At 68.9% G+C, this 23,965-nt stretch carries 22 protein-coding genes; 7 read left to right on the top strand and 15 right to left on the bottom strand.

Translation table 11 applies throughout. The features are described 5' to 3' along the window. Positions 1-24 precede the first annotated feature (24 nt). On the top strand, positions 25-1,476 hold the full coding sequence (locus VFQ64_RS00705; protein ID WP_325101378.1) for a sulfotransferase: 1,452 nt from the start codon (positions 25-27) through the stop codon (positions 1,474-1,476). Here VFQ64_RS00705 and VFQ64_RS00710 read toward each other — a convergent pair. Continuing rightward, positions 1,473-2,744 (bottom strand): aspartyl/asparaginyl beta-hydroxylase domain-containing protein, encoded by a 1,272-nt coding sequence (locus VFQ64_RS00710; RefSeq protein WP_325101379.1) that lies wholly within the window; start codon positions 2,742-2,744, stop codon positions 1,473-1,475. The two genes, VFQ64_RS00705 and VFQ64_RS00710, sit on opposite strands and share 4 nt — an antisense overlap. Before the next feature lie 83 nt (positions 2,745-2,827). Here VFQ64_RS00710 and VFQ64_RS00715 point away from each other — a divergent pair, with 83 nt between their 5' ends. Beyond that, a complete protein-coding gene (locus VFQ64_RS00715) occupies positions 2,828-3,835 on the top strand; it encodes a hypothetical protein (RefSeq protein WP_325101380.1) in 1,008 nt (335 codons plus the stop codon). 64 nt (positions 3,836-3,899) lie between these two features. On the opposite strand, the gene VFQ64_RS00720 is transcribed toward VFQ64_RS00715, so the two are convergent. From VFQ64_RS00720 to xseA, 4 genes are all read right to left on the bottom strand, one after another. Further along, entirely contained in the window at positions 3,900-6,911 is a 3,012-nt protein-coding gene (locus tag VFQ64_RS00720; RefSeq protein WP_325101381.1) for a TonB-dependent receptor domain-containing protein, read from the bottom strand. Between the two features lie 186 nt (positions 6,912-7,097). After that, on the bottom strand, positions 7,098-7,904 hold the full coding sequence (locus VFQ64_RS00725; protein WP_414712847.1) for a M23 family metallopeptidase: 807 nt from the start codon (positions 7,902-7,904) through the stop codon (positions 7,098-7,100). A 55-nt stretch (positions 7,905-7,959) separates the two neighbouring features. After that, positions 7,960-8,160, bottom strand: a complete 201-nt coding sequence (locus tag VFQ64_RS00730; protein ID WP_325101383.1) for a DUF2093 domain-containing protein — start codon at positions 8,158-8,160, stop codon at positions 7,960-7,962. Between the two features lie 11 nt (positions 8,161-8,171). Next, on the bottom strand, positions 8,172-9,548 hold the full coding sequence (gene xseA, locus VFQ64_RS00735) for an exodeoxyribonuclease VII large subunit (protein ID WP_349256029.1): 1,377 nt from the start codon (positions 9,546-9,548) through the stop codon (positions 8,172-8,174). A gap of 132 nt (positions 9,549-9,680) precedes the next feature. On the opposite strand from xseA, the gene purD reads away from it, so the two are divergent. The 3 genes from purD to VFQ64_RS00750 all read left to right on the top strand — a co-directional run bounded on the left by purD (position 9,681) and on the right by VFQ64_RS00750 (position 13,673). Beyond that, positions 9,681-10,934 carry a phosphoribosylamine--glycine ligase gene (gene purD / locus VFQ64_RS00740; RefSeq protein WP_325101384.1) on the top strand — a complete coding sequence of 418 codons (1,254 nt, stop codon included), beginning with the start codon at positions 9,681-9,683 and terminating at the stop codon, positions 10,932-10,934. 126 nt (positions 10,935-11,060) lie between these two features. After that, positions 11,061-12,827, top strand: coding sequence for a VWA domain-containing protein (locus VFQ64_RS00745; RefSeq protein ID WP_325101385.1), 1,767 nt, complete (start codon positions 11,061-11,063; stop codon positions 12,825-12,827). 192 nt (positions 12,828-13,019) lie between these two features. Further along, complete coding sequence (locus VFQ64_RS00750; RefSeq protein ID WP_325101386.1) at positions 13,020-13,673, top strand: hypothetical protein; 654 nt, start codon at positions 13,020-13,022, stop codon at positions 13,671-13,673. A gap of 128 nt (positions 13,674-13,801) precedes the next feature. On the opposite strand, the gene VFQ64_RS00755 is transcribed toward VFQ64_RS00750, so the two are convergent. The 4 genes from VFQ64_RS00755 to VFQ64_RS00770 form a co-directional block, all read right to left on the bottom strand. Further along, positions 13,802-13,999, bottom strand: a complete 198-nt coding sequence (locus tag VFQ64_RS00755) for a hypothetical protein (RefSeq protein ID WP_325101387.1) — start codon at positions 13,997-13,999, stop codon at positions 13,802-13,804. Between the two features lie 185 nt (positions 14,000-14,184). After that, the gene (locus VFQ64_RS00760; RefSeq protein WP_325101388.1) at positions 14,185-15,483 is read right to left on the bottom strand and encodes a hemolysin family protein; all 1,299 of its coding nucleotides are present in this window, start codon (positions 15,481-15,483) and stop codon (positions 14,185-14,187) included. A gap of 90 nt (positions 15,484-15,573) precedes the next feature. After that, positions 15,574-16,002 (bottom strand): nucleoside deaminase, encoded by a 429-nt coding sequence (locus VFQ64_RS00765; RefSeq protein WP_325101440.1) that lies wholly within the window; start codon positions 16,000-16,002, stop codon positions 15,574-15,576. A gap of 58 nt (positions 16,003-16,060) precedes the next feature. Further along, positions 16,061-16,276: a hypothetical protein gene (locus VFQ64_RS00770; RefSeq protein ID WP_325101389.1), complete on the bottom strand. Its 216-nt coding sequence runs from the start codon at positions 16,274-16,276 to the stop codon at positions 16,061-16,063. Between the two features lie 208 nt (positions 16,277-16,484). Here VFQ64_RS00770 and rpmB point away from each other — a divergent pair, with 208 nt between their 5' ends. Beyond that, positions 16,485-16,784, top strand: coding sequence for a 50S ribosomal protein L28 (rpmB, locus tag VFQ64_RS00775; protein ID WP_325101390.1), 300 nt, complete (start codon positions 16,485-16,487; stop codon positions 16,782-16,784). Between the two features lie 111 nt (positions 16,785-16,895). Here the strand turns inward: rpmB and VFQ64_RS00780 are convergent, their stop codons facing one another. Then, entirely contained in the window at positions 16,896-17,873 is a 978-nt protein-coding gene (locus VFQ64_RS00780) for an esterase-like activity of phytase family protein (protein ID WP_325101391.1), read from the bottom strand. 154 nt (positions 17,874-18,027) lie between these two features. On the opposite strand from VFQ64_RS00780, the gene VFQ64_RS00785 reads away from it, so the two are divergent. Next, entirely contained in the window at positions 18,028-18,375 is a 348-nt protein-coding gene (locus VFQ64_RS00785) for a glycine zipper 2TM domain-containing protein (protein ID WP_325101392.1), read from the top strand. Between the two features lie 243 nt (positions 18,376-18,618). Here the strand turns inward: VFQ64_RS00785 and VFQ64_RS00790 are convergent, their stop codons facing one another. The 5 genes from VFQ64_RS00790 to phbB form a co-directional block, all read right to left on the bottom strand. Next, the gene (locus VFQ64_RS00790) at positions 18,619-20,793 is read right to left on the bottom strand and encodes a family 1 glycosylhydrolase (RefSeq protein ID WP_325101393.1); all 2,175 of its coding nucleotides are present in this window, start codon (positions 20,791-20,793) and stop codon (positions 18,619-18,621) included. A gap of 146 nt (positions 20,794-20,939) precedes the next feature. Beyond that, positions 20,940-21,815: a YsnF/AvaK domain-containing protein gene (locus VFQ64_RS00795; RefSeq protein WP_325101394.1), complete on the bottom strand. Its 876-nt coding sequence runs from the start codon at positions 21,813-21,815 to the stop codon at positions 20,940-20,942. 37 nt (positions 21,816-21,852) lie between these two features. Next, positions 21,853-22,518, bottom strand: coding sequence for an OmpA family protein (locus VFQ64_RS00800; RefSeq protein WP_325101395.1), 666 nt, complete (start codon positions 22,516-22,518; stop codon positions 21,853-21,855). Next, positions 22,518-22,904 (bottom strand): YsnF/AvaK domain-containing protein, encoded by a 387-nt coding sequence (locus VFQ64_RS00805; protein WP_325101396.1) that lies wholly within the window; start codon positions 22,902-22,904, stop codon positions 22,518-22,520. Before VFQ64_RS00805 ends, VFQ64_RS00800 begins: the two co-directional genes overlap by 1 nt. Positions 22,905-23,157: 253 nt before the next feature. Continuing rightward, positions 23,158-23,880, bottom strand: a complete 723-nt coding sequence (gene phbB / locus VFQ64_RS00810; RefSeq protein ID WP_325101397.1) for an acetoacetyl-CoA reductase — start codon at positions 23,878-23,880, stop codon at positions 23,158-23,160. Between the last annotated feature and the right edge of the window lie 85 nt (positions 23,881-23,965).

The raw sequence follows: 23,965 nt of genomic DNA on the forward strand, positions 1-23,965 counted from the left end.
CGTTCACCGGCCAGGGCCTAGCCCGTGCCCGACTCCCGCGTCCCCGAGCTGCTGAGGCAAGCGGAGCAAGGGCTGCGCGACGGCCGCACGGCGGCCGCGGCGGCGGCGTACCGCAAAGCGCTGGCATTGGAGCCCGGCCTTGCCGACGCGTGGTTCAACCTCGCCTGGCTGCATCGCGCCGAGCGGGATTTTAGCGCCGCGCTGGACGCCTACGGTCATGCGATCGCCGCCGGGGTCGATCGCCCCGAGGACGCGCATGTCAACCGTGCGGCGATCCTGTCCGATCACCTCTATCGCTCCGACGAAGCTGAAGCCGAACTGCGTGCCGCGCTGGCGCTGAACGAATGCCATCTGCCCGCCTGGCTTGGCCTTGGCACCTTGTTCGAGGACCTGGGCCGTCGCGAAGACGCGCGGGCGGCCTATACGGCGGCGCTGCGATGGCACCCGGGCAATGGCCGCGCGCTGGCGCGGCTGGCGACGCTCGACACCTTGTCCGGGCACGCTGCGCTGGCGGCGGCGTCGCTGCACCGGGCGTTGCCGGGGGCTACGGCCGCGGAGGATCGGGCCGATCTGCTGTTTGCGCTCGGCGGCGCCCTGGACGCCGCCGCCGATTATGACACGGCATGGCAGGCGTATGAGGCGGCCAACCATTATGGCCGTTCGGTCGCGACGGTCCGTTACGACCGCGCGGCGCAACAGACGCTGGTCGATCGCCTGATCGCCACGCTACCCGAGCCCCGCAAGGGCGCGCCCGCGGCGGACGGCCCGACACCGATCTTCATCTGCGGCATGTTTCGCTCCGGCTCGACCTTGGCGGAACAGATCCTGGGCCGCCACCCCGCGATCGAGGCACACGGTGAGATCGAGGCGGTGCCCGCCATCGCCGCACGGCTCCAGCCTTACCCGGAGGCATTGCTTGCCCTCACACCTGCACGGTCGGCACTGCTGCGGGACGAGTATCTGGCCGAGCTCGGCCCGGTGGCCCCGACGGCCCACGCGTTCACCGACAAAAGGTGCGACAACGTCCTGCATGTCGGGCTGATCAAGGCATTGTTCCCGGACGCCCGCATCGTCGAGACCATTAGGGAGCCGCTCGACAATCTGCTGTCCGCCTGGTTTCTGCGCTTCGGCGACGCCGTCACCTATGCGCACGATCTCGGCGACCTGACGCACTACTATCTGCAGCAGCGGCGGCTGATGGCACATTGGCGCAGGCTGTACCCTGCGGAGATCCGCGCCTTTGACTATGACGCCGCAGTCCGCGACCCTCGGACCGAAGTGGGCGGATTGCTCGCCTGGCTGGGGCTGCCGTGGGACGAGGCGTGCCTCGCTCAGGGCGCGGCGGCCGGGGTGGTCCGTACCGCCAGCGCCTGGCAGGTCCGCCAGCCGCTGCATCCACGCTCGTCGGGACGCTGGCGCCACTACCGGGATCACCTCGTTCAGGTGAAAGCTGCGCTCGACGCCGCCGGTGTTTAGGCCTTTGCCGACACGATCCCGCGATCGGCGACCGCGAACACCTTGACCAGATTGTCCTGCTCGACCGCGCTCAGATGCGGGTTCCAGACGTCGAAGATGAGCACGATCCGCTGCTGATCGCTGGTGTTCCACGCCTCGTGCTCGATCGTGTCGTCAAATGCGAACGCCTCTCCCTCGCGCCATGCGCGCGTCTCGCCGCCCACCCGAAATCCACAGCCGTGGGGCACGACCAGCGGCAGGTGCACGATGGCGCGGGTATTGGTGACGCCGGTGTGCGGCGGAATGCGACCGCCGGGCCGCAGGATGGAAAAGAAGGCCGATGGCGCCTTGCCCGGAACACGGTTCTGGGGTGCCTCGGCCAGCGCGGCGACGGTCTCCGGGCAACGCGCGCATACCGCCGCGTTCGGCTCGCCATACTCCCACAGGAAACAGGCGCTCCATTCTAGCGACTGATCAAGCGGAGACCATTTGTTTTGCGGGGTGCCCGGCTCCAGCCGGACATAGGGACGGATCGCCTCGCCGCCTCCGGCCAACAGCGCCAGCGCCTCCGCGCGGATCGCGGCGGTCCGCGCCTCCAGCCGCTCGAACCAAGGGAAATGCGCGCGTTCGAAGAACTCGTCGGCGGGCAGGAACGGGTAGTAGATGCCGGCGCACTCATTGCGAAACACGCGCCGGCGGCCCAGCATGTGGTCGACGCAGGCGTTGAAGCGGCGCATCGACCCATCCCGCGGCACGTCGCCTAGTTCGCGCTGCAGCGACGCCGCGAAAATCGCGTTGTGCTCGGCCAGGAAACGCTGTCCGCGTGTCACCGCCTCCCGCACGGCAGGCGGCGCATCCGCGACGCCGGCGCCGAGCTGCACCACCGCACCCCAATGTTTCGCCGCCAGCGACATCTGCCCCTGCCGCTCCAGCAGCTCGGCCATCCGAAGCTGCGCCACGAATTGCAGCTGGTCGATGTCGAGCGCCTGTTGCAGACTGCGCCGCTCGCCTTGCGCGTCGCCTAGCGCGCGGAACGCCGTCGCCAGATTGATCCTCAGCGCGGGCTCGCCCGGATCGGCGTCCGCCGCGCGCGTGAAATGCTCCACCGCCGTCGCAAAGTCGCGGTCGGCGAGCGCCCGCATGCCGCGCGCGTTGTTCGCTTGCGGATCATATGGGTGCAGCGCAACGGCCCGGTCGAGCATGCTGAGTTCGTCGCCGGTGACGCCGCGCTGCCGCGCCTGCGCCGCATCTCGGAGCAATCGAGCGATCGGTTCTGGTGGCTGGGTCATGCATGAAAGGTAACCGCACGGGGGCAGCCCGCGCAAGGCGAGGTGCTTGATCGGCGCATCGGGCGGGCGCAGGGTTTGAGACGATGAACCAGCCCGCGCTCCCCGCCGAGTTCCTCGCGCACCGCTATGACCCCGGTCACGATGCCGTGCACTTTGTCAGCGCCCCGCGTGCATTGCGCCGCAGCGTACCCTTTCTGACCGACGAGAACTTGCCGTCCTCCGCGCAGCCAATCGTAATTCTTCGTGCCGACGCGCTCGCTAGCGCTGTCCCGCCGGTTCGGCTGAACTTCATTTTCCACTCAGCCTATTGCTGCTCGACCCTGCTCGCCAACGCCTATGACCGGCCGGGCGCCGCCTTCAGCCTGAAGGAGCCGGTGCTGCTGAACGACATGGTCGGCTGGCGGCATCGCGGCGCCGCGCCCACAGCGTTGAGCGCGGTTCTGGGCGATGCCTTGCGGCTTCTCGCTCGTCCGTTCGACCCCGGCGAGATCGGAGTGATCAAGCCCTCCAATGTGGTCAACGGGCTGATCCCAGCCATTGCGGCAGCGCGCCCGGAAGCCGGCATCTTGCTCCTGCACGCACCACTGAAGGTCTATCTGGGCTCAATCGCCAGCAAGGGACTGTGGGGACGTCGCTGGGTGCGCGACCTGCTCGCAAAGCAGCTGGCCGACGACATCGTTCAGCTCGGTTTCGACCAACCCGATTACTTCCTGCAAACGGATCTGCAGGTCGCGGCGATCGGGTGGCTCGCACAACATGCGCTGTTCGTCCAGATCGCGCGGCGCTGGCCAGACCGGGTGCGCACCTTGGACAGCGAGACGCTGCTCGCCGATCCACCTTCCGCGCTGGCGGCGCTCGACCAGCTGTTCGGCGCGGAGGCAACGCCGGCGATGCGCGAGGCGATCGTCGCGGAGGTGTTTCGCCGCCACGCCAAGTCCGGCTCGGATTTCTCCGTCGCCCATCGCGCGGCTGGGCAGGAGAGCGCTGCCGCGCTGCACGGCGAGGAAATCGATTTGGTGCTGCGCTGGATCCAAGCCGTCGCGGACGGCGCGGGCATCGGCATGGAACTTCCGGCGCCCCTGCTCGGCTAAGCTTGCTCAAATAGAAAGGGCGGCCTCGCGGCCGCCCTTTCGTATCGTCAGGACTGATCCTGCTTTAGAAGTTCAGGCGCACCGTCGCCGCGAACGTACGGCCCAACGGGTCATAGGTCGACGGGAAGGTGTTACCGCTGTTCGCCCCGGTCGAACCGGCCTGCGCACCCGTGATCGGCGGATCCTTGTCGAGCAGGTTGAGCACACCGAGCGTCAGCTGGAAGTTCCGCATAACCTCGAACTGAGCGGTCAGATCGAAATAGTGGTACACCGGGATGCGGTTGAAGTTCACGTTCCGCCCGGCGACGGTCGAATTGGCGCCCGCGGCGTTGGTGATAGTGCCGTTGAACAGGTTCCTGTTCGTTGCCAGGAACCCGCGCGCCGCGAAGTCTGGCGCCTGACCCTCATATTGCACCGAGTCGAGGAAGCGCCACAGCAGCGACAGGCTCGCTCCGCCGACTTCCACCGTGGTGCGCTGCTGGAACGAGAACTCCGGCTGAATCTGACCCAGGCTCGGCCCGCAATTGGCGCTGAAGTAGCCCACGCACTCGCGATCCACCGACGAAGGGGAAGCGCGGAAGCGAAGCTCGTTGGTCCAATTGCCGACGAAGTTGAAGTTGAAGCCCACGTCGCCGAACTGACGGTTGTAGTTGAACGTCACGTCGACACCGCTGGTCTTCAGTCGGCCGTTGTTGGTCAGCGGCGAAGGGAGACCAAAGGTGGTCGCCGAGGGGCCGCTGAGCCGTCCGTTAGCCGGGTTGCGACGGATGCCGGTGCAGGCCGCCGAGGTCGCCGACGCCGCCGTGATGCTGCCGAAGCAAGCGGCAATGATATCGCCCGGCGTGGCGTTGGTGATCGCATCGTTCACCGTGATATTATAGTAGTCGACCGACATCGTCAGACCCGAGATGAACGCACGGGGCGTGATCACAGCGCCGACGGTGAACGTATCCGCCTTTTCGGGCTGGATGTTGATGTTGCTGATGAACGTTGCGTTCGCCTGACCTGCAGACGGTGCCTGGATGGCCCCAATCGAAGCCGCCGGCGCACCCTGTGCGATACACACCGCGCGAAGAGCTGCATTGGTCGTCGGCGCCGCGCCGACGCACGGCTCGGTCTGCAGGTTGGTCAAAGCGGTCACCGTCGGCGAGAACAGCTCGCCGATGTTCGGCGCGCGAACCGCACGCTGATAATTGCCTCGGAAGCGCAAGCCGTCGAACACGTCGAAGGTCGCCCCGCCCTTATAAGTGAAGGTGTCAAACCCGGACGCCCCGTCGATCTTGTACGACGAGTAGCGCGCGCCACCCTCGACCGTCAGACCGGCGAAGATCGGCGCAATCACCTCGCCGAACGCCTCCTTGACGTTGTACCCGCCCGAGAACGGCGCAATTGCGCCGCCGGCTCCGCCGAGTTCGGACGGATCCTGAGCACGGGCGTCTGGGATGCGCTCGTAATCATACTTGCGGTACTCGCCGCCCAGCGCGAAGCCGACCGGCTCCGCTCCGTCGGAGAAGGCGAACCCGAGGTCGCCCGACAGAAGGCCGCGCACCTGGGTCAATTCCGTGTTGATCCGAATGCTGCTGCTGCCGTTGATAAAGGCGACCTGCGCAGGTGCGATGCTGCCTGCGGGACCGAACAGGTTCAACGGAACGCAACCGCCCGTGGTGACGGTGCAGCTGGTGGTATTGGTCGAATTGAGCGCCTGCTGGACGCGCGAATTGAGCACATAGCCCGACTGCGTCTGAGTCTGCTCGCTGCGGCCGTAGCTGCCCGCCAGGTCGAACTTGAGCGTCTCAGTCAGCCCGAGCCGAACGCCGGCGCGAACGTCGTACACGTTGTTCTCGTACTCGCTGATGCGCGGCCCGAGCTCGACGAGACGCCGATAAACGCCGGGCAACGGCAGCGCCGGGTTCGCGGTGCAAGCCGCGCTCGCCGGATCAATGCCCTGGTTCGAGCAGATCTGGTTGCGGATGCCAGGGGTAAGGAACGGGTTGTTTGACGGGATCGTCAGCGGCAGGCCGAAGATGCCCGATGGCGCGATAATTGAGCTGATCGTGTTCTGCGCAAATAGGCCGCGCGCATAGACCTCGATGTTGTCGGCGACCTCGTAGTTTGCCGAGCCGTAGATGCTCTTGCGCTCCAGCGGGGTCTGAAAGATGTTGAAGGGGTTGAAGTTGAAGCCCTGATACTGCGGGACGAGCGCAGTGCTTCCCGGGTTCAGCTGCAGGTCGGCCGCGTCGAACGAGATGGTGGTCGGCACGGACGTGAAAGACGAGCCTGAAGCGACGCCGTTTGCGCTGCCGATACCAAAAGCCGCGAAGTCGCGGATCTGATAGACTGGGTCGAGCTTGGTGTAGCCCAGGCTCAGCACCGCGTTGCCGCGATCGTCGGCGAAGTTGCCGCCGACCGTCAGATCGGCACGGAACGAAGCGCCATCACCACGCTCGGTGATGCGATAGCCGGCGCGCAGGTCGACACCGGAGAAGTCCGAACGCGTGATGAAGTTCACCACGCCGGACACCGCGTCGGCGCCATAGGTGGTCGAAGCGCCACCGGTCAGCACGTCGACGCGCTGGATCAGCGCGACCGGGATCAGGTTGAGGTCGGTCGCGCCGTTGGCGAGCGACGGCACGATGCGATTGCCGTCGAGCAGCACCAGGTTGCGCTGCTGACCCAAGCCGCGAAGGTCGACGGTGTTCGTGCCGGTGGAACCGTTGTTGGTCTGGGTACCGACGCCGGGAACGACACCGGGGAGGCTGCGCAGCAGCTCTTCGGCGTTGTTCGGGGCGCGCTTGATGATCTCGGCATCGTTGACGACGTTGACCGGCGAGGACGAGACCAGGTTCGGGTTGCGGATCAGCGTACCGGTGACGACGACCTCACCCTCGGCACTCTGCGCACCGCCCTGTGCGTCCTGCGGCTGAATGCCGGGATCGGTTGCACCCGCGCCGGCGGCCGGCGCGGTCGGATCGGATTGCGGGGGCCGCGCATCCTGCGCCATGGCCGGCGTGGTTAGCGCGGCCATGCCGACGAGGAGCGTGCTGGCGAGCAGCCGATTGCGGAAACGGTTCGTCATAACCCTGATCCCCTTTGGGTTTGTATTACCCCGTGGCGCCGGTGCTCCGCCGTGTTCGGCGCAGGCACGACATGCCACGAATGCGTCCTGCTAATCGCGGGGGGGCTGGTTCCACAATGGGGTAGGTACGCACGGAACACGATTGGGACCGGAGTGTCGCCCAACTGCAACATGCCGACACGACTCTCACCGCACTGGCATGGCTCCGGCCACCAGCAGCGGATCGAGCTTCGCGCCACGCCACTGGACGCCCCAATGGAGATGCGGGCCGGTAGCGCGACCGGTCGCTCCGACCGCGCCGATCCGCTGGCCTTGGCGCACCGCCTCGCCTTCGCGCACGTCGATGCGCGACAGGTGCAGGAACGCGCTCGACAGCCCGGCGCCGTGATCGAGCATCAACAGGCGGCCCTCGAGCGTGAACGGCGCCGCCGCCGCCAGCACCACCACGCCATCCGCCGGCGCGGTCACCGGCGCACCGGTGGGCAGCGCGACATCGGCGCCGCCATGATAGCCGCCCGGCTGGCCGCGATAGATGCGCTGCGCCCCAAACAGTCCCGACAGCCGTCCGGTGGCGGGCCAGCGGAACGCCTGCCGCCAGCCCTGCGCATCAGTGGCGACCGCGCGCGCGGCGGCGATCCGCTCCAGCTCCGCCGGCCGCCGCACGTCGAAGCCGGGCGGGCGGTACGCGGCGTCGACCTGCTCCAGCCGCCAGGCGCGCGGCGCGACGCGCAGCCGCCGCTCGTCGGTCATCGACAGCCCCGCGCGCGCCGATCTGACCTTGAGGATGGCGATCGCGGGCGCGTCGCGATCGAAGCCGAGCACGAAGCTGCCGTCCGCCGCCAGCGTCACTGGCTGGTCGTCGAGGATCAGCGCCGTCACCGGCGGCGAGGCGCGCCCACGCACGAGCGCGCCCTGGGTCGGCATACCGTCCAACCGCACTTCGGCCTGGAACGCCGGCGCGGGCTCCACCTGTCGCTGGGCGGCAAGCGTCATCCCGGCGACGCTCAGCGCCACCGCCGCCGCGAGGAGCGCCTTCACCCCAGAGTCCTCACTGCGGCGCCATCGCCTCGCTGGCGATCTGCGCCGTGGCATAGGCCTGCTGCCGCGCAACGTTCCAATAGCGCAAAGACTCGAGCGGAATGCGCGCATTCGATACGCCGCAGAGGACATGGTCTCCCGGGCTCAGCACCCGAAAGCCGTTGGCCGAATAATGGAGCCGCGCGGGGCGGTCGGTGTTGGACATCAGCATGGGCGTTTCCGTCAGAACAAGGTGGGTTGGCCGGGAGTCGGCGGCTTGGCCAGTTTGGGTCGCAGATAAGGCTGCGGCGCGGCTCCCTCAACCACCACGTCCACCGACTGCTTGTCGCGGAAGCGGACGGTAAGCGCCACCGCCGCCCGTGCCGCCTCCGCGTCCATCATGGTGCGACCGTCGCGTGTCTCGACCCGGGCGTAACCGCGTTGCAGCACCCGATCGGGATCGAGCGAGCCGAGCACCCGCTCCAAACCCTGCAATCGCTCCCGCCCGCGCGCGAGCTGGCGTTCCAGCATCGCCGGCCGCAGCACCGCGCCCGCCCGGTCAAGCTGCGTCCGCGCCCGCGCCGCCCGCCGCTCCAACGCCAGCCCGAGCCGTTGCGCCGCGTCATCGGCACGCTGACGCTGGGGGCCGAGCAGCTGGTCGCGCTTGGGGAGCAGCCGCGCGAGCCCTTCGGCACGCTCGCGTCCGCGTTCGACATAGCGCCGCGCGCACCGCTCGGTCCGCTGACCATGACTCTCGATCGTCAGCCGCAGCTCGGCGAGCACCGGCACCGCCAGCTCCGCCGCCGCGGTCGGCGTCGGCGCGCGCAGGTCGGCGGCGTGGTCGCACAGGCTGGTGTCCGTCTCGTGGCCCACCGCCGAGATGATCGGAATGCGGCATTCCGCCACCGCGCGCACCACGACCTCCTCGTTGAACGCCCACAGATCCTCGATCGAGCCGCCGCCGCGCGCGACGATCACCAGGTCGGGCCGGATTGCTTCGGGCATCGCATCGAAGCCGCGCACCGCCGCCGCCACCTCCTCCGCCGCGCCGTCTCCCTGCACCTTGACCGGCCAGACCAGGACGTGGGTCGGGCAGCGGTCCTCCAACCGGTGCAGGATGTCGCGGATCACCGCGCCGGTGGGCGAGGTGACGACGCCGATCGTGCGGGGCAGGAACGGCAGCCGCTGCTTGCGCGCCGGATTGAACAACCCTTCGGCGGCCAGCGCCGCCTTGCGCTTCTCCAGCAGCGCCATCAGCGCGCCGGCGCCCGCCAGCTCCATGCGATCGACGACGATCTGGTATTTGGAGCGGCCGGGATAGGTGGTCAGCCGCCCGGTCGCGATCACCTCCGCGCCGTCCTCCGGCCGGAAAGCGAGCGCGCCCGCAGCACCACGCCAGATCACCGCGTCGATCACCGCGTCCTCGTCCTTGAGGCACAGATAGCAATGGCCGGACGCGACGCGCTTGAACCCGGAAATCTCGCCACGCAGCCGGACATGGCCGAACTCACCCTCGACCATCCGCTTGAGCTTGCCCGACAGCTCGCTGACCGACAGCGCCAGCGCGTTGTCGCCGGGGATCGGCTCGGCTACCAGCTTGCCGGGTTCTATCGTGTTCACGAGGCAGGTGCCTCCTCTTCCGTTCGTGCTGAGGAGCCGCTGAGCGAAGTCGAAGCGGCGTCTCGAAGCACCATGCCCCTCGAGACGGCATTTCGACAAGCTCAATGCCTCCTCAGGGCGAACGGAGGGAAGATGAAAGTCCTGCTGATCGGCGGCGGCGGGCGCGAGCACGCTCTTGCGTGGAAGCTCGCTCAGTCTCCCGGCCTCGACAAGCTCTATGCCGCGCCGGGCAACCCCGGCATCGCGCGCCATGCTCGCTGCGTCGATCTGGCGCTGACCGATCACGCCGCGGTGATCGCCTTCGTGCGCGAGCATGCGGTCGGGCTGGTCGTGATCGGGCCGGAGGCGCCGCTGGTCGACGGACTCGGTGACTCGCTGAGAGCAGCCCACGTGCCGGTGTTCGGGCCATCGCGGGCGGCGGCACAGCTGGAGGGATCGAAGGGTTTCACCAAGGACCTGTGCGCCCGCGGCGGCATCCCCACCGCCGCTTACGCGCGTGTCCGTGGCCGCGCGGAGGCCGATACGGCCGTGGCAAGCTTCGGCCTGCCGGTCGTGCTCAAGGCGGACGGGCTCGCGGCGGGCAAGGGCGTGACGATCGCCACCACCCGCGCCGAGACCGATGCGGCACTCGACGCGCTGTTCGCGGATGGGGACGCGGAGGTGGTGATCGAAGCCTTCCTGTCCGGCGAGGAGGCGAGCCTGTTCGTCCTCACCGATGGCGAGACGCTGGTCCCGTTCGGCTCGGCGCAGGACCACAAGCGCGTGGGCGAGGGCGACACCGGCCCCAACACCGGCGGCATGGGCGCCTACAGCCCCGCCCCGGTCCTCACGCCTGAGCTGGAATGTCGCGCGCTCGACGAGATCGTCGCGCCGACGGTGAGGGCGATGGCGGACGCAGGCACTCCCTTCTCGGGTGTGCTCTATGCGGGCCTGATGCTGACCCCGACCGGGCCGCAGCTGATCGAGTATAATGCGCGGTTCGGCGATCCTGAATGCCAGGTGCTGATGGCGCGGTTCCGCGGCGATCTGCTGGAAACCTTGCTGGCAGTGGCGCAGGATCGGCTGGCGGAGTTGCCGCCGCCCGCCTTCTCCCCCGGCACCGCGCTGACCGTGGTGGTGGCAGCGCGCGGTTACCCAGGAACGCCGCGCGCCGGGGGGCAGATCGGCGGGATCGAGCCCGCGGAGGCGACCGGCGCGACCGTGTTCCAGGCGGGAACGCGGCTAGACGGCGACCGGCTGGTGGCGAGCGGCGGGCGCGTCCTCGCCGTCACCGCCACCGCTGCGGATGTGGGGACGGCACAGGCCGCCGCCTATCGCGCGGTCGACCGGATCGACTTCCCCGACGGCTTCTGTCGGCGCGACATCGGCTGGCGGGCGCTCTGCTGATTGCTCGCCCCTCCACCTGGCGGAGGGCCCGGATGCGGTCATCCTAAACGAGGTCCGACTTCAAGAATTCAGCTTCCATTCACCGGCCCATGTGACATCATCACGTCAATAAACGGGAGGATCATCATGCGTCGTGCCGTGTTCGCCGTCGTCGCCGTCGGACTGCTGACCTCCGCCACACCGCCCCCGCAACGGCTGTCGCGGGCACCTATCGTCCTGCCGCCGGCCACCTCGCCCGTACGATGCCGGGCCGGCGAGTCGAACCGCCCGACCTTCCGCTCAGCACCCGTGGTGGTCACTGGCGCCCGCGCGAACCAAGTGCCTCAGGCCGAGATGGCCTATGCACCGCCGCCTCCACCGCCTCCACCGCCGCTGGTCGCCCCTGCGGCGCGCGGCATCGTCGCCCAGTCTGCGCCCAAAAGCTTCCGGGCCGGGGGCGCCACACCGCCCTATGGCTCGCGATGGAACACCGAACGCTATGACGGTCGTGCGGTCGCCGCGATCCAGGACACCAGCGCGGCGCCCGTCTCCACCTTTTCGGTCGATGTCGACACCGGCGCCTACGCCAATGTCCGCCGCTTCCTCAACAGGGGCGCGCCCGTTCCCGCCGAGGCGGTGCGCACCGAGGAGATGATCAACTATTTCCGTTACCACTATCCCCGGCCGGCCTCTACCGCCGAGCCCTTCTCCATCACCACCGATGTCGCGCGGACGCCCTGGAACCCAAACACCCGCCTGCTCCGCATCGGCCTGCGCGCCTATGACGTGCAGACCGCGACACGACCGCGCGCCAATCTGGTCTTCCTGGTCGATACCTCCGGCTCGATGCAGCCCGAGGACCGCCTGCCGCTGGTCAAGCGCGCGCTGGAGGGGCTGGCCGATCAGCTCCGCCCCGACGACCGCGTCTCGATCGTCGCCTATGCGGGCAGCGCCGGCATCGTGCTCGAGCCCACCGCGAACAGGAACTATGTGAAGGCAGCACTCGCCTGCCTCGACGCCGGCGGTTCGACCGCCGGCGGCGCCGGCATCGAGCTCGCCTATGCAACGGCCCGCGCCGCATTCGTGCCCGGCGGCGTCAATCGCATTTTCCTCGCGACCGACGGCGACTTCAACGTCGGCATCAGCGACAAGGGCGCGCTTGAGGCACTGGTCAAGCGCAACCGCGACGACGGCATCACCTTGACCACGCTCGGCTTCGGCCAGGGCAATCTGAACGACGCGATGATGGAGCGCATCGCCGATGTCGGCAACGGCAACTACAGCTACATCGACAGTGCGTCCGAAGCGCGCAAGGTGCTGGAGGAGGAGCTGTCGGCGACGATGGTGACGGTCGCCAAGGACGTGAAGGTGCAGGTCGAGTTCAACCCTGCGCAGGTCACGCAATACCGGCTGATCGGCTATGAGAACCGCGCCCTCGCCGAGGAGGACTTCACCAACGACGGGGTCGATGCCGGTGACATGGGTGCAGGCCACCAGGTCACCGCCTTGTACGAGGTCGCGCCCGCCGGCGGCTTCGCCTGGACGCCGACGCGCCGCTATCCGGGCAACCGGCCACCTGCCGTCGTGCAACGCGGCGCCGAGCTTGCCTTTGTCAAACTGCGTTACAAGCTGCCCTACGGCGACACGTCGAGCGAGCTGTCGCGTCCCGTTCCGGCGGCAATGATGACCTCCGCGCGGGCGCCGCAGGGCGACATGGCCTTCGCGACCGCCGTGGCGGCGTTCGGGCAGAAGCTGCGTGGCGACAAATATCTCGGGAGCTATGGCTATGCCGACATCCGCGCGCTCGCGGGCGATCCGCGCGGGTTGTGGCGGCAGCAGTTCGTCGAGTTGACCCACCTCGCCGATCGCGGCGGCGGTGCGGCGGCCGGCGGGGCTCGGTCCGGGGTGCGCTGACCCACACCTTCCCCGGCGAGAGCCGGGGCCCAGATGCGGTAGTCCGACAACGCGCAGTTTTCGTGTCCGGCGCAGCCGACTGGACCCCGGCTTCCGCCGGGGCGGGTAGCGGCTAGGAGCCGGCAGCGCTTAATTATGCGTCGAAGTGTGCCTGACCCTTCCCGCCTCGCCAAACTGCGCTACGTTGCACCCATGTCCGCCGCACCCACCACCGCCTCGACACCGGGCGCCAGCCTGATCCCCGAGAGCACCGACCTGTTCACCGCCGGCAGCTTTGCGGTGATCGCGGTGCTGGCGCTGCTGGCGATTCTCGGCATCATCTACGGCGCCCGCCAGCGCCGCCGCCGCCGCGAGGGCGAGCGCGAAATCGCGGCCCACAATGCGGAGATCCTCAAACAGGCCGCGCCGCCACCGGTCGAGCGCGAAGCCGCGCCCCGCTACGTTCCGCCTGCCGCGCCCGTGCCGCCGCCGCTGGACGATGGGCTGGTGGTCGACACACCCGCGCGCGAGCCGCTGCAGGACGAGTCGATCGCCGCCGCGACGCCCGCGCTCGCCGAGAACCCCGCCGCCGCCGCCGCTCCGCTCGCGCCCAGCGGGCCCTCGCCGGCCGACGGCCCGATCACCCAGCTCAAGGGCCTCGGCCCCAAGGTGGCGGCGCTGCTCGCCCAGCACGGCATCACCACCGTCGGCCAGATGGCCGCGCTAACAGACGACGAAGCGCAGTCGCTCGACGCCCATTTGGGGCCGTTCACGGGGCGAATGGGCCGCGATCGGTGGCAGGAGCAGGCCCGGTTCCTGGCGGCAGGCGACCGGGCAGGGTTCGAGGCGGTGTTCGGACGACTGTAGGGGCGGCCACGCCGCGCCGGTGCCGGCGAGCGCAGCAAGCCGGCAACAGCCGGCCCGGCCGGCGGCGCCCAGCGCCGTCCCACGACGCGGGATTTACTCCCGCGTCGGGCCACATCCGGTGGTGGTGGTTAGCTGCCCTTCCGTGGCCTGCGCAGGGAGGCATACATCTCGGGTGTCGCTTGTGAGTGGTAGCGCCCTCCCGGCCGGTAGGGTGGCAGGAGGTCAACCAGCCAAAACAGCGCCCGGCTTACCAAGCGATAGAGAAGGAAGTCTGCTACGAGCAGCGCGAGGAGAACGGCTGCGCCAATCACGATCTCGACCGTCATGCTCAACACTGCTCTCCCGGTAGGAGCCCCAATATGCCGTCAGATGGTAAGGTCCGCAATCGGATCTCACCGCGCCGACGGCAAAGCCGTCGTCACGTCGAACGGGTTCGCTGACGCGACCCGCCGGCCGGTTCGGCCGTGAGACGGCAGCTTTGCCGTCCCATCGGCGCGGGCATGGCCGCGCCTCAGACCGAACTCACCAACAATTTATCGATCCGCCGTCCGTCCAGATCGACCACCTCGAACCGCCACCCCTGTTCGACGAAGCTCTCCCCCTCGCCCGGCAGGTGCTTGAAGATCGCCAGCGCCAGTCCGGCGACCGTCGCGTAATCGCGGTCCTCCGGCAGGTCCATGCCGAGCCGGTCCGCGAGCGAATCGGCCGCCATCGTCCCCGCCACCAGCAGCGAGCCGTCCTCGCGCTCCACCAGCGAGGGCGCCTCGTCCGGGTCGGCGTCCGAGGCGAATTCGCCCGCGATCGCGGCGAGCAGGTCGGCGGGCGTGACGATGCCTTCGAAATGGCCGTATTCGTCGTGGATCAGCGCCATCGGCACCTCCGCGCCGCGCAAGGCGGTGAGCGCGTCCATCGCGTCGATCTGGTCGATCACCACCGGCGCCTTGCGCATCAGGCGGCGCAGCTCGAGCGGCTCGTGGCGGAACAGCGCGCCGGCGATGTCGCGCGCCTGCACGACGCCGATCACCGCGTCTATCGAGCCCTCCGCGACCAGCAGCCGCGAATGCTGCGTACCGAGCAGCGCGTCGCGGATGCCGTCGGCGTCGAGGTCGGCGTCGACCCAGTCGAGGTCGGTGCGCGGCGTCATCACCTCGCGCACCGGGCGATCGGCGAGGCGGACGACGCCCGAGATGATCGAACGCTCGTGCTCCTCGATCACGCCCGACTTGCTCGCCTCCGCGACGATCAGGTGCAGCTCCTCGGCCGTCACATTGTCCTCGCTCTCGCGATCGAGGCGCAGCAGGTGGAAGATCAGCGCGCTGGTCTTGTCGAGCAGCCACACCAGCGGGGCGGTGAGGATCGCCAGCCAGCGCATCGGCGCCGCGATCACCACCGCGATCCCCTCGGGCTTGCGCAATGCGAATTGCTTGGGAACGAGCTCGCCGACGATCAGCGAGGCATAGGTGGTCAGCCCGATGACCAGCACCAGCGCCACCGTCCGCGCCGTCTCCGGCGACAGGCCCAGCCCCTGCAGTCGCATCGCGACGGGTGTGCCCAGGCTTGACCCCGAATAGGCGCCCGCGACGATGCCGATCAGCGTGATGCCGATCTGGACGGTGGAGAGGAACTTGCTGGGGTCGCTCTGCAGCACCAGCGCCGCGCGCGCGCCATGCTTGCCGCTGCGCGCCATCGCCTCCAGCCGCGCCTTGCGCGCGGACACGATCGCCAGCTCGCTCATCGCGAACACGCCGTTGAGCGCGATCAGCGCCAGGATGATGAAGACATCCAGCCAAGGGAAGGAGGGGAGCGCCATCGGCTTGACCGGCTATGTGGCGGATTGCGGAGTGTGGGACAAGCGAGATCACCTGCTGCTCCACCGCAACGCGGGAAGGAGCACGAGAAGTTACCGCCGCTCCGCGAAAAACCCCCGCAGCAACGCCGCCGCCTCCGCCTCCCCGATGCCGCCATAGACTTCCGGCCGGTGGTGGCAGGTCGGCTGCGCGAAGAAGCGGGGACCATGCTCCACCGCCCCGCCCTTGGGATCGGGGGCACCGTAATAGAGCCGCGCGATGCGGGCATGTGCGATCGCGCCCGCGCACATAGCGCAGGGCTCCAGCGTCACCCACAGGTCGCAATCCTCCAGCCGGTCGCGTCCCAGCCGCCGTGCGCCGTCACGGATCACCCGCATCTCGGCATGCGCGGTGGGGTCGTGGAGCGTGCGCGGCGCATTCGCCGCCAAGGCGATCACCGCGCCGTCACGGACCAGCGCGGCGCCGACCGGCACCTCACCCTCGGCACCGGCGGTCCGCGCCGCGGCGAGCGCCTGGAGCATCGGTTGCGGCAGCGGGAACATGCCCCCGCCTGCCGCCCCGGTTGCGTCCGGTCCAGCCCTATTGCGCGTTGGCAGGCCGCTCGACCTCGAGCGTCGGCACCGTTACCGTCCGGTTCTCCGTACCGACACCGACCCGGCCGACATCGGCCTCGAACTTCGGCGCCTGCACTTGAACAGAACCGGAGCGGGTCTGCTCGATTTGGATCAGCCCGAAATACAGCAGCGCCGCCGCCACCAGCGCGGCGAGGGCGAGAAGAACGAGGAGCGCGCGCATGGAAGCCCTTTCGAGAAAACGGTTCGTTCCCGTAACAACGGTGTGAGCGGCCTGTGGTTGCGTAGCAAGCACAGGACTCGCTGCGGCGGGCAGCGAGGGCGGCGTAGCCGTCCTCGTCTGACGGCGCAGCGCCGGCGCGGTTGACGCCCGGCCCTCACCTCGTTAAGCGCCCGGCCTTTCCGAGCTTCGGCAATCAGGACTTTAGATCATGTCGCGCATCTGCGAGCTGACCGGCAAGGGCCGGCAGGTGGGGAACAACGTTTCCCACGCCAACAACAAGACCAAGCGCACCTTTCTGCCCAATCTGCAGAATGTGACGCTGCTTTCCGATTCGCTGGAGCGTTCGGTGCGCCTGCGCGTCTCGACGCACGGCCTGCGCTCGGTCGAGCATAATGGCGGGCTGGACAACTGGCTGGTCAAGGCCGGCGACGACCAGCTGTCGCTGCGCTGCCGCCGCCTCAAGCGCGACATCAAGAAGAAGCTGACCGCGACCGACGCCGTCGCGTAAGCGACGCTCGCGCGGAGCCGATGGGCCTGCCGTCCGGGTGACGGCGGGCCTTTCTGCGTTGCGTCGCCCCCGCCTTGAACCCAGGGCGACGAGAAGGTCAGGCTGCCGGTCTCAATCCAACCGGAACTTCAACAACAGCGTCCGCTCGAACCGCGTCTGGTTGTCGTCGCTGACCAGCCACACGACCGTGCGGCCCTGCTCGACGCTGACCGCGACGCCCTCGAAATTGTCGTGGATCAGCGGCGCCGCGAGGCGGGCGATCTCGCGCCCGCGCACCGTCGCGCCGGGGCGGATCGCATCGCGCTCGACCACCGAGAGGATGCTCGCGAAGCGCAGCGGCACACCGAACCAGCGTTGCAGCACCAGCAACCTGCCGTCGGGCAGCTCGACCGCGTCCGCCGGATCGTACCCGGCTGGCGGCTGGTAGCGGAACGCGAAGGCGGCGCGCGGTGCCACGGTCGGGTCGCGCCGCCACACCAGCCCCTCGCGCCACCGCCGCCGACCCGGCCGCTCTTCCTCGATCGCGAGAAAACTGCCGTCGCGCCGCCGTACCAGAGTCTCTGCGCCACCGTTGCTGGCCCAGCGCCGCATCGCGGGCGGTCGGGCGAATGCCTCCGAGCGCGTCAGGTCCGGGCTGTAGCGCCAGACCTCGTTCGCCCGCTCGAACCCCACCCACATCGTGCCATGCGCCGGATCCACCGCCAGCGCCTCGCTGTCGCGGTCGCGCTTGCGCCAGCCCGTGCCCGGCCCACCCGGCAGCGCCGCGAACTGCGCTTCGCTCACACGGCCGTCCGCATGCAGCCGGAACCGCATCAGATTGCCGCCGTCGTTGAGCAACGTCACCCGGTCGCCCGCGACCGCAAGCGCGGAGAAGCCGCCGAACGCCGGGTCCGTCCCGGTCAGGTGGACGCCGCCCATGAAGGTCAGCCGCCCCAGCCGCCGGCGCGCCGGGTCGCGCGGGTCGAGCGCGACGCGGGTCGAGCCGACAGCGGGCCGGTCCCCCCACAGCTCCAGCCGCGTGTCTCCCGTCCATCCCGGCACCGCGACGCACATCGCTAGGATCACGAACAGGAGGGTGCGCAGGCGCATTGCGCGGGGCTGTAGAGCACCGGCGGCGCCGCGCCCAACCCTGAACGGCGGCTAACGGGCACATTCAGGGACGGCTCAATGCGAATCGGCGATAAGTCCTTGCATCGGGAAGGCAATCGCTTCCCCGCAAACGAGTTCAAGAGGAGTAGCAGCGATGATCAAGAAGCTTAGCCTCGTCGGTGCGACCGTGGCGATGACCGCGTCGGCGCTCCTGCCGGCCACCGCCGCCGACGCCCAGCGCAACCGCCGCTACTATGACGACCGCGGTGCCTATGCCCGCGAGTATCGTGGCGACGACAATTACAACCGCTACCGAGCGCGCCAGAAGTGCAAGGACGGCGACGGCGGCACCATCATCGGCGCGATCGCCGGTGGTCTGCTGGGCAACACCATCGCCGGTCGCGGCGACAGGACGGTCGGCGCGATCCTGGGTGCCGCCGGTGGCGCGCTCGCGGGCCGGGCGATCGATCGCTCGGATCGGCCGAACTACTGCCGCCGCTGAGGTAAGGGTCCGGGGCGCCCGGCGCCCGGGACTACCGGTTCAAGTTTCAGTTTCGCGTAGCGTATCGAGTTCCCCGCGTAGCGTACCGGGGGCGTGGGGGTCGGCTGTCGAAAGGCGGCCGACCCCCTAGTTTTGCGCAGGCGCCGAGCGGCGACGCCGCGCCGCAGCGCCAGGCACGGGCGGCGGATGCGCCAGCAGTCCGTCCGACGGCGGCTTCGCCCCCGGCGCCGCTAGTCCCCAAATTCAAGCCGCCCGCTGCGCCAACCCCCGTGTCGCGAAATCCGCCAGCCGCACATCGGCATGGCGGCGGATGGCGTCGTCCAGCGTCGGCAACAGCTGCCCCCGCTCGCTCGCCAGCGCCGCCGATGCTGGCCGCGCCGCCCGCCACCCCAGCTCGCCCTGCTCCGCCTCGACCACCAACGCCGGATCGAGGTCCAGCGCCGCCGCGATCCGCCGCGCGAAGCCCGCCCAGCTCACCGGCTCGCCATTCGCCAGATGCCAGATGCCACCTTCGCCATCGATGATGAGATCGAGACAGGACGCGACCAGGTCGGGGACGAAGGTCGGCGTGACCACGGTGTCCGACGCCAGGAAGCGTCGTCCGTCGCGCAACGTCCGCTCCACCGCCATCGCGAAATTATGCACGTCGTGCGGTGCGAAGAACGCCGCCGTGCGCACCACCAGTGTCGCTGGCCAGTTCGCCAGCACCTCCAGTTCCATCACCGCCTTGCTGCGGCCATAGGCGTTGAGCGGCGATGGCGGGTCGCTCTCGACATAGCCTGCGCCCTTGCGCCCGTCGAACACCAGGTCCGACGAGAACAGGGTGCAGTGGATGGCGCGGTCGGCGCAGGCGCCGGCCAGGTTGATCGCGCCTTGGGCATTCGCCTCCAGGCACGCCGCCTCTTCGACTTCCGCATCGTCGACCCGCACCCAACCGGCGGCGTTGATCACCGCCCAGGGCTGCAGCCGGTCGAGCACCGCCGCGATCGCGTCGGGATCGTCGAGCGGCAGCTCGGCACGGGTCAGCAGCCGATGCTCCAGCCCGCGCAGTCGGCACGCACTCGCGATCGCCTGCCCCAGCGTTCCCGTCGCGCCCGCGATCAGCAGCGGTCGCGCCTGCTCGCGCACCGCGCCGATCACCGGCACCGGATCGCCCCAGGCAAAGGCGGAATGTTCAAAGCGCACCTCGCGGCGCCACCAGCCGCTGCCCGCCACCACCGGATGGCTCGGCCGCTCGCCTGCCGCCAGCTGGCGCAGCAGACCCGCCAGCGCGGTCGGCCGCGGCTCGGGTCCACGCACATCGAACACGCCCTGCTCGTAATGGTTGCGCTCCTCGGCCAGCAGGCAGCTCCAGTCGACATTGCCGAGCAGCGCCCAGGCGGTCAGCGCGCGCAGGTCGACCCCCTCATCCCGCAACGCCTCGCAATCCTGCCAGGACTGCTGCACCCAGCGCATCTGCTCTTCGCGGGTGCAGCCCAGATGCGACTCCGTCACCGCCAACGGCAGGCCGTATCGCACCCAGGTCTGTCGCAGCGCATGGGTGAGCCCCGGCGGCGGCGGATCCAGCACCCGCGCCGCGGTCAGGTCGTGGAAGCCATCGGCGGGCGCCGGCAGCGCATAATTGCCGACCCGGTGATCCAGGAAGCGGTCGCTGGTCACATAATGATTGAGCCCGATCACGTCGGGCGGGCAAGGATCATCGGCGATCGCGCGCACCCGGTCCGCCAGCCCGAACCGCTCCCAATCAGGCCACAGGGGATGGTCGGGTCCGACCTGCCCGGTCAGCAGATCCCAGGTCGCCCAGCGACGGTGATTGTTATAGTCGGCGATCGGCGCCATCGCGTCGGTCGCATAATGATGCCCCAGGTCCTCCGTCTGGATCAGACGCGCGGCCGGGTTCACCGCCCGGATCGCGTGCATCGCCAGGCGCACCCCGTCGACCTGGTTGAATAGCGCGCGCCAGAACAGCGCATCGTCGCGCGCATGGGGGTACCAGACGCCATAGAGCGCGCTGAAGCGGGCGGTGGTCAGCGGCTCGTTGACCGGCGTCCATTCCTCGATCCAGGGATAGCGCGCTGCCGCCGCACCCGCGAATTGCGCGAGCAACGTCGGGAAATCATCGTCGACCAGGCTGGTATGGGCGGGACCGCTGCCGTGATGGACCAGCCCCGCGATCGGCCGCATTCCCAGCCGCCGGATCTCCGCCAGCCGTTCGTCCGTCCAGCGCCAATCCGGTTCGCCGCTCCGATCGGGGGCGATCCGCTCCCACAGCACGGGATAGCGCAGCGCGGTGATGCCGAGCTCGGCAAACCGGGCGAGATCCTCGATCCGATCGTGGTGGCCGGTTTCGACCGTCTGGTCGCGGAAGCGGTCGCCGACGCGGTTGACCGTGCACTCCACGCCTCCCCACAGTTCCAAGTCCGTTCTCCTGTCGTTTCACCCCGTCAACGCCGGGAACGGTCGTACGGCTCGTGCCTGGCAACCTGAATTAACACGAAAGCGGCGGCGCAGGCCGAAGCCGCGCCGCCGCCATGTCTCGTCCGATCCCTCGCGGGATCAGGCGATCAGTACTTGCCGCTCGTGCCGCCCATCCCGTCGCGATCGGTGTAGCCGGTCGTGCCGGTGGTCGTCGCGTTGTCGCGATCGATCTCGACCTCGGTGTGGCGGACCGTGTCGGAGACGTCCTCGGTCCGCTCGCCGACCGTCTTGGAGACCACGACCTCCTCGACCACGCGCGCGTTCTTGGCGACCACCGCCTCCTCGCCGGTGGCGGTCACGTCTATGGTGCGCTCCTGGAAGGCGTCACCGTCGGCGGCCGACAGCGGCTGATCGACGCGACGGCGCTGGACGTCGATATTCTCCTCGCGCAGGCGGACCTGCTCGTGGACCGGCGTCTCCGTGACATAGGAGCGGACACGCGCGCCGCCGCGGCTGACTTCGCGCTTGCCGACGACCAGCTGCTCCTCAACGATCGGGATCACCTCCTCGCGGTCGCTGCCGGTGGTGGTGTCACGGTCGCGGGCGCCGAACAGGCCGGCTGCAGTGGTGGCGCCGCCGACACTGGTGCCGGCGCCGGCGTAATCCCAGCCCGACTGGCGCCACTGTTGCGAACGATCGTCGATGTCGACCGAATTGGCCTCTTCCAGGATGCGCACCGCGTCATCGACCTTGTCGTCATGGACGTCGGCGGTCAGCAGCGCGCCGCCGCGGCGGATGCCCTCTTCATAGGTGTGGCGGTCCTCGTCGGGCAGGAAGGCGTTCTTGATCGAACCCCAGACGCCGCGATCCTGATGGGTCGAATAGGCGTCCTGCCTGAAGCCCTGGCTCGACTGGTCGTGGACATGGACGTTGTCGGTGTCGAAGCTCGCGCTCTCCAGCCGCGCCTTGGCGGCTTCGGCCTCGGCGCGGGTATCGAACAATGCGGTAATGGTACTGGACATGGGAAAGGTCCTTTCTTGGGGGCAAGTGGGGAGGGAGTTAACGCGACGTCACCACCAACTCGGTGCGACGGTTCTCGAAGCGGCCGCCGGCGGTGGCGTTGCTGTCGACCGGGTCGGTCTCGCCGCCCGTGGTGGTCTCGATACGGCCGCCGTCGATGCCCTTGGCGACCAGGGCGGCCTTGACGCTGTCCGCGCGAGCCTGGCCGAGCTGGGCATTGGCCGGATCGGAGCCGCGCGCGTCGGCATAGCCGGCGATGCGGATGCGGGCATTGCCATACTGCTTCAACACGGTCGCGACCTCATCGACCTCGGCGGCGTCGGCGGCGCGGATGTCGCTCTTGCCGGAGTCGAAGTTCAGCTTCTCGAAGGTGAAGGTCGCAGGCACGGCGCCGGTCCCACCCAGATAGGTGCCGAGACCCGACACGCCCGCAGCAGCGGCGCCCGTGCCGGCCGCGCCAAGCGCGTCGGCCGTGCCGGCGTTCGGCGTGGTTGCGACCACTTCGTTGCTCATCGCGGTATCGTTCGCAACCGGGACCGCGGCGACCTCGTCGCGATTGCAGCGACTGAGCGCGAGCAGCAGCGCCAACAAGCCCAAGCCGAGCAGCAGCCAGGGCAGCCAATTGAAGCCCTTCTTGTGCTCGTCCTTCTCGATGTGGATGTGCCGCGGCGCGCCGTCGCGGTGGGGATCGTTGGGATCAGCCATCAAATTGTCTCCTGTTGGGATGGTTCGTCGCGATCGATGTCGACGCGGGTGCGTCGCAGCACCTCGCTGATCTCGACATGCTCGAGCGCGGTCTCGCGGGTCAGGTGCAGCTCTTCGACCAGGAACAGCCGCTTCTCGATCACCAGCCGCTCCTCGACGATCGGCACGATCGTGACCTCGCCCTCGGTGCGGATCGGCGGTGCTTCCGTCACCTCGCGGTCGATCGGCACTCGCGACGTCACGACGTGACCGCGGAACAGCTGTTCGCGAATGGTGACGGGGTGCTCCTCAGCACCCGTCCGCACCGTCACGCGATCGGTCACCGCCGCACGTTTGAAGACGTGCGCCGTCTCTTCGACGATGGGGATGCGGAATTCTTCGGACATGGTCTGCCTGATGGTTCGGGCGGCTCAACATCCATGTGGCGAGAATGTGTCCCGTCGTTGCGACGTCGCAACGAAATTTCCTTGGTAGACCTTGGTAGAAGCGTACTAGCGTGGATGAACTGATTGGTGCAGCGTCAGGACTGGTAGTCCGGGACGGGAGTACTTGCCGGTTATTGCGTCATCGTCCGCGCGCGCCGTCGCCTGGGAGGCCGGGGCACGGTGGCTGGAGGAGGACAGCGCGCCCAAGGCGGCCTCAATACATATGCTGCCCGCCGTTGATGCTCAGCGTCGAGCCGGTGACGAACCCCGCCGCCTCCGAGCACAGGAACGCGACGCCGCGCGCGATCTCGTGCGCCTGGCCGAGCCGGCCGACCGGAATGCGCGCGACGATCTTCTCCAGCACGTCCGCCGGCACCGCCGCGACCATGTCGGTGTCGATATAGCCCGGCGCGATTGCGTTCACCGTCAGGCCAAACCGCGCGCCCTCCTGCGCCAGCGCCTTGGTGAAGCCGTGGATGCCGCTTTTTGCCGCCGCATAGTTGACCTGGCCGTACTGCCCCGCCTGGCCGTTGATTGAGCCGATGTTGACGATCCGCCCCCATTTGCGCTCGCGCATCCCCGGCACGGTTGCCTTGGCCATGTTGAAGCAGCCGCCCAGATTGGTGTCGATGACCTCCTTCCACTGCTGGTAGGTCATCTTGAGGATGGTGGTGTCGCGCGTGATGCCGGCGTTGTTGACGACCACGTCGACCGGCCCCAGTTCGCTCGCGACCTGCGCGCAGCCCTCTTGGCACGCGTCATAGTCCGACACGTCCCAGGCATAGGAGCGGATGCCGGTGCGCTGCGTGAATTCGGCCGCGCGCGCGGTGTTGCCGGCGAAGTTCGCAGCCACCGTCATGCCCTCGTCGCGCAGCATGACGCTGATCGCCTCGCCGATCCCGCGCGTCCCGCCCGTCACGATCGCTACTCTCGCCATATCGCCTCTCCTTGTATGTTGCCCCTCCCGGTTCGTGCTGAGGAGGACTGAGCGGAGCGTAGCGGAGGCGAAGGCCCGTCTCGAA

The organism is Sphingomonas sp., from assembly GCF_035714405.1.
GTDB lineage: Bacteria > Pseudomonadota > Alphaproteobacteria > Sphingomonadales > Sphingomonadaceae > Sphingomonas.